Annotated in this window: 3 protein-coding genes and 1 pseudogene; all 4 read left to right on the top strand. The window is 43.5% G+C overall.

Annotated elements, in window-relative coordinates:
• Positions 1–1,320: pseudogene (locus ACO1R6_RS00365) on the top strand (TrlF family ATPase); the annotation flags it as partial.
• Between the two features lie 52 nt (positions 1,321–1,372).
• Complete coding sequence (locus ACO1R6_RS00360; RefSeq protein ID WP_486261329.1) at positions 1,373–1,711, top strand: hypothetical protein; 339 nt, start codon at positions 1,373–1,375, stop codon at positions 1,709–1,711.
• 33 nt (positions 1,712–1,744) lie between these two features.
• Positions 1,745–4,606, top strand: a complete 2,862-nt coding sequence (locus ACO1R6_RS00355) for a type I restriction endonuclease subunit R (protein WP_486261327.1) — start codon at positions 1,745–1,747, stop codon at positions 4,604–4,606.
• A gap of 347 nt (positions 4,607–4,953) precedes the next feature.
• Positions 4,954–6,348, top strand: coding sequence for a sulfatase family protein (locus ACO1R6_RS00350; protein ID WP_486261325.1), 1,395 nt, complete (start codon positions 4,954–4,956; stop codon positions 6,346–6,348).
• Positions 6,349–6,922: the final 574 nt, after the last annotated feature.

Below are 6,922 nucleotides of genomic sequence, written 5' to 3'. Positions count from 1 at the left end.
TTACAAGATTCAAGTGAGCTTGAAAAAATCCGACAATCGTTCCAAAATTTAAAAGATACATTGGACCAAAGTTCTGTAAAGTACAGAACAGCACTGGGAAGATATAATCTAAACTTGGAGAATATTTTAAAATATGAAGTTAGTCTAGAACCAATTGTAAGTCTTATAGAAGAAAAGAATAGAGATTTAGATGCTATACAACTTGAGTTACAAGGTCAAGATGAAAATAATAAAGGACTTGAAGAAGCTATTAATGATTTATACCAAAAGCTCACTTATTTAGAAGAAAAGCTTGATGAACCATACAGGCTTTATCAAAAGTATTTGAATGACTTGGATGAATGGGAAAATAGGAGAAAAGGAATCATCGGGGACACAGATTCTTATGGAACCATAGAGCACTCAAAGTCAGAATTAAAATATCTAGATGAGAAGCTCCCGCTGGAATTAGAAAGTGCAATAGGTGAAAGAAACCAATTAGTTAAAAAGTTATTTGATAAGAAATCAGAGATATTAGGTCTTTATAAAAGTTCTTATAAACCTATCACAGAATTTATTGAAAAGTATACTTATTTGATGAAGGACTACCAAGTTAATATTTCGGTAGAGTTTACACTTGATGGTTTTATTACTAAATTCTTTGACCACATTTCTCAAGGTGCACGTGGCACTTACATCGGTTTAGAAGAAGGTCAAAAATTTCTAATTGACTTAATTCCACAATTTGATATTAATGAATCCAACAGCCTCCTAGAGTTCCTTAATGCTATAAGGGAAAGTCTATTATTTGATAAACGACTAGATCAAAACAACTCTAAAAGAGAGTTAGAACAACAACTTAAAAAGAGTTATACAATTGATGACTTCTACAGGTTCCTCTACGGAATTGACTTCCTAAAGCCTACCTTTAAATTAAACTTAGGAGATAAATCACTATCAGAATTATCCCCTGGTGAAAGAGGTGCCCTCCTATTAATATTTTACTTATTTCTAGATAAGGACGATAAACCGTTACTAATTGATCAACCTGAAGAAAACCTTGATAACCAAAGTGTTTATCAGTATTTAGTACACTTTATTAAAGAAGCAAAAAAAAGAAGGCAAATAATTATTGTTACTCATAATCCTAACCTAGCTGTAGTCTGTGATGCGGAGCAAGTTATTCATATGGTAATTGATAAAACAAATAATAATACAGTTTCTTATAAATCCGGAGCTATAGAGGATTCACTAATAAATTCTACTATTGTTGATATACTAGAAGGTACAAAACCTGCCTTTAATAATAGAACTAATAAATATTCATTAAGCAATTATTAATTTTATACGTTTAACGCAAACTCTGATATTATAATCAATTTTTGACATTTTTATGGAATTCACTATAGAACAAGTCTCTAAACTTTTTACTGAAAAGAAACACCTTTACATTAATCAAGAAATTAACTTTAAAAACCCTGACGGAGAAATAATAACAGGTAAAGTAATAGATATCATCCCCTATCCTACCAATTATGGATCATATGAGAAATTTATAGCAAATTTCTACGCTGGAGTGTTGCAGGGAGATTGGCTGAAGAAATTTACAGATCAAGATTCTACGAAGTACATTCCTATTATAATGCTTAGTAATACAGGTGTACCTTTTGTACAATTTTTATTAGATGCTTATCAAATCAATCAAGAAGAATTAGAGGAGATTATTTCTTAATACCGTAAGTTTTATTAAAATCTACTTTTGGTTGTGCCCCTGTATAGCAGCGGCCTGGAGGGGTTTGCCGCCTGGAAAAGCACCGATGGCCGCGAAGTAGTAAACGACGATTTTGCCCTCGAAACCCTGATAAAAGGTTTACTGGTGCCGGAGCGCTTGCTGGCCTACATCCGGTATTATATTTTCCACGAGCTGGATAACGGCCGGCTTATAAAAAAAGGCGCCAAATACCACCAGTTTTTCGGTATCCAGTATGCCTTGGAGGAAACTAAAAAGTCCATTCGTCCGCTCGGCGATGGCCGCATTGGCGTTATCTGGCATACCACCCGTTCGGGCAAAAGCATTACCATGGCCATTTACGCCGGTATCCTGCGCCAGCTACCCGAACTCAAAAACCCCACCATTGTGGTGCAGGTAGACCGCTTCGATTTAAACAAGCAGCTCTACGAAGATTTTGTGGCCGCCAAAGATTTGGTGGGTGATGTAGCCCTGGCCCAAACCACCGACGAGTTGCGCCAGTTACTCAGCGGCGAAGGCGGCGGCGTGGTGTTCAGTACCATCGAGAAGTTCCGGCTAAAAGATACTGGTGATGGCCTGCGCGAAGCCGAACACCCCGTACTGAGCCAACGCGAAAATATTATAGTAATAGCCGATGAGTGCCACCGCACCCAGTACGGTTTAATTACCGGCTTTGCCAACAACCTGCGCAAAGCCTTGCCCAATGCCTCGTTTATTGGTTTCACCGGCACCCCCGTCGATTCCAAAGACGCTGATACGGTCGCGGTTTTCGGGGAAATTATTCATACCTACGACATCAAACAGGCCACCGCCGATAAAGCCGTGGTTCCCATTTACTACGAGCCGCGCTTAGCCAAACTGCACCTGGGCAACGAGCAGATAGAAGAAGAAGCCGAAGAAATAACTACCGGCCTGGAAGAAAGCGATAAAAATAAAATTATGTGGGCGGCCATGGAAGATGCCGCCGGGGCCACAGAACGCGTAGCAGCCATTGCCCGTGATATTTTAAGCCATTACCTGAACCGGACTGCCAACCTGCCCGGCAAAGCCATGGTGGTGTGCATGAGCCGCCGTAATTGCGTGAAGATGTATGATGCCCTCACGGCCCTGCCCAACTGCCCCGAAGTAGCCGTGATTATGACCACCAACATTGCCAAAGACCCGAAGGAGTGGAACCCGCACGTGCGCACCAAGGAGGCGATGGAAGAAGTTAAAACCCGCTTCAAAAACCCGGACGATACCCTGCAAATTGTTATTGTGCGGGATATGTGGCTCACCGGCTTCGATAACCCGGCCTTGCACACGCTGTATGTCGATAAAGTCATGAGCGGGCACAACCTCATCCAGGCCGTAAACCGCGTCGCCACCGTTTTCCGCGACAAACCCAGCGGCCTCATTGTAGACTACATCGGCATCGGCGACAAACTCCGCGACGCCACCAAGAAATACACCGGCGGCGGTGGCCAGGGTGCCGTTACCATTGATTTAGAAGAAGCTTTTGAATTAACCAAAGAAGTAATCTACGACCTCCAACAGCACTTACCCGAATATTTTTCCACGCCTATTGAACAGTCCCCCTTTGGAGGGGGTAGGGGGAGGACCAATACCTTCGCCAATGCTGAAACCGTAGCCACCGCCGCCGAACCGCCTTTAACCTATGACTCATCTACCGCAACTGCCGGAGAACCGCCGGTTTCGGGTACGCCGGGGAAAAATCCTCCCCCAACCCCCTCCGAAGGGGGACAGCACGGTACACCGGCTGATTCTTCTATAGGCCCTGAGCATAAAACGCCGGCTACTGGCACACTCTCCCCTAGAGGACAAGTGAGAACGGGAGTTCGAAACTTGCGAGCGGAGCTCTTACAGAGGGGTGTTAATTTACCGGATAATATTACACCCCTGCGGTCCCCTCAAGGGGACAGTCGGGCTAATGCAACTTCTACTGGCGAATCTTTGCTAGAGCGGTTTAGGTGGAGTTATTATAGCTGGCCATATTTAAAAGAAGGCGACAAGTTTAAGCTGGTGATGCGGGCAGTTAATATTTTGGTGGCCGATGAGGAAGTGTGTAAGCAATTTATGCTGAACGAAAAGAAGCTCAGCGCGCTGGTACCAATTATTAAAAACTATCCGGCCATTAACGACATAGCGATAGATATTCTGTTTTTCCAGCACCTGGGAGCCGCCGTACGCAAAGTAAAATACCCGCAAACTAATATCAAAAAGAAGGAAAGCCAGATAAAAGACCTCATCCACCGCAGCATCGAAAGCGAAGAAGTAATAGACGTTTTCCAGATGGCCGGTATCGAGCGTTTCGATATTTCCATCATCAACGACGATTTCCTGGCCACGGCTAAAGAACAAAAAACCGGCAACGAATTAAAATTGGAACTGCTTCGCCAGATTTTAAATAACGAAATAAAAGTACGCTCCACCAAGAACCTGGTGAAGTACCGCAAACTGAAAGAAGAGGTAGAGAAAATATTATCAGATTACCACAACCACTTTTTCGACAGCCTTATTGCCATGCAAAAGCTCCGCGATGTAGCCAAAGAAGTACAGGAAGAAGACCAGCGCCGCCTGCAACTGGGCTTAACCGAAGACGAAGAAGCTTTCTACGAAATATTAGCCAAACACCCCGGCGCTGTTCAGGATTTTGAATTGATTAAGGAAGTGGTAAAAGACGTGACAAAGGTGATAAAAAAGAATGCCCAGCAACCAGATTGGTATAAAAAATCGGATACCAAAGCCCAAATATTACTTTCTGTAAAATCAATATTGCGCCGCAAAGGTATTACCGAAGAGTTACAGGAAATATTAGCCGAAATTATGGAACAGGCCGAGGAACGGTATAAAGAGTGGCAGTTTGGGGTGGCGTAAGTTTCACCATGTTTTATTCGAAGATTCCTGTATGTTTAATGAACCTAAATAATTTAATTTAGGATTTACTTCTCTTAAACTTTACTTAAATTCATTTCGGATCCCAGCAAGCTGCCGCAAGCAGAGCCAGCATGTGTCGCTAAGAAGTTTCCGCAACTTGTTTATCTTTAATGTAGCAATGCTTTGTGCAGTATTATCCTGAGGTTTTAGGCTTTAAAAACAAATGCTGCACCAGGTAATCAATTAGCCTATAATGCACAGGTTTAAAAAACAATTCAAAACAGGTTAGAAAAGCCAACCAGTCCTGTTTGGTTATTAAGGATTTGATTTAAACGTAAGGGGTTAATATGGTAAATCGTTTACAAAAGCATAAAAGCTGGGTAATAACGGCTTGGTTTTGGGTAGTTTTAACCGGTCCAGCCTGGGCGCAGGGCCCGGCACTGTACGAGCAGAAACCTAATATTATCTGGATACTGGCCGAGGATATTTCGACGGACCTGTCTTGTTACGGTACGCCGGTAATTAAAACGCCCCACTTAGATAAGCTGGCCCGCGAGGGCATCCGGTTTACCAATGCCTTCACCACGGCTCCGGTTTGTTCGCCCAGCCGCTCGGCCATAATTACCGGGATGTACCAGACCAGCATTGGGGCCCACCACCACCGCAGCCACCGCACCGATGGCTACACGCTGCCCGAACCGGTAAAACCTATTACGGAATATTTGCGCGCCGCGGGTTACTATACCGTAAACGCGAACAAACCAGCCCCGGGCGTAACTACCCCCCTTAAAACCGATTTTAACTTTAAAACCCAAAACCCGGTTTTTGAAGGCACCGACTGGAAAGACCGCCGGCCCGGCCAACCATTTTTTGTGCAGTGTACCCTCGACGAGTCGCATAGGAGCAAAGCCTGGTCTACTACGGTGCAGGCGTTTCAGCCCCAGATAAACCCCGCTAAGGTAGTACTGCCGCCATTTTACCCCAACCACCCCGTAGCCCGCGAAGACTATGCCACGTACCTGGAGTCAATTCAACTAATAGATTCTTACATTGAGAAAATATTAAAACGCCTCGACGAAGAAGGGCTTACCCAAAATACGGTGGTCATCTTTTCCGGCGATAACGGCCGCTGCCACGCTCGCGATAAACAGTTTTTATACGATGGCGGCTTGCACATTCCGTTAATTATAAAATGGCCGGGCCAGTTAAAAGCCGGCCAAACGAACGAAGATTTAGTTAGCGCCATTGATGTGTCGGCTACTATTTTGCGGTTGGCGGGCATTAAGCCCGCGGCTTACCTGGATGGACAAGTAATGCTGGGCCCCGAAGCGAAGAAAAGAAGCTACATTATTGGTGCCCGCGACCGCATGGACGAAACGGTGGACAAAATGCGGGCCGTGCGCGATAAGCAATTTAAGTACATTAAAAATTATTACCCCGAGCGCCCTTACATGCAACCCAACCAGTACAAAGAAACCCAGTACCCCATGTGGAACCTGCTAAAAGAACTAAACGCCCAGGGTAAACTAACGCCGGCCCAGGCCTTGTTTGTGGCCCCCACCAAACCCGCCGAAGAACTGTACGACATTGTAAAAGACCCCTACGAACTAAATAACCTGGCGGCTTTGCCCAAATACCAGGCAACGCTAACCAAAATGCGGGGCATCTTAACCGCCTGGATTAAAGAAACCAACGACCAGGGCCAGTATCCGGAAAAGCCGGAAGCCAGCAGACTAAAATAAAACGGGTATATTGGCCTGAATTACTCAGGTTTAGCGCAGGTTTAAATTTTATTTAACGATTAAAAAAGCGGAATAGAATGGCCACTTTCTCCCATTAATCTCCGTCATTCCGGAAGAATCTTATGTACTACCTAAGCAGAAGATTCTTTGGGAATGACGGATTTGGACTGATTCTACTAAATTTAAACCTGCTCCTAAAAGGATTACAGTAAATAAAAACTTCTCTAAAGTAAAAATTATGAATTTGGGGTAATAAGCGTTCTTTTACCTTTTGTGACCTCATTTAGATTTAATGAATGTTGTTAGCATTTTTTCAAACAGATTTCTGGGGGCCATTGGTGGTGTTATCATCGCCAAGCTATTAACGTCTAGCTGACTGCTTGCCGGTAAAAACACGCAGCCAGGTCAGCGGTATCCGCTATGCTATAAAATACTAAATAGCTTCAAAATTAATATTACCTAATTAAACGATTTGGTATAAGTATTCTTCTTTTAATAAGCCCATGTTATGAAACATTGCTTAAGTAAAACAAAAATAATATTCAGGATTCTTTTTATTTCTTGGCTGTATAAT

This window comes from Adhaeribacter sp. (assembly GCF_057359045.1).
This window is presented reverse-complemented; position numbering and strand designations above follow the sequence as displayed.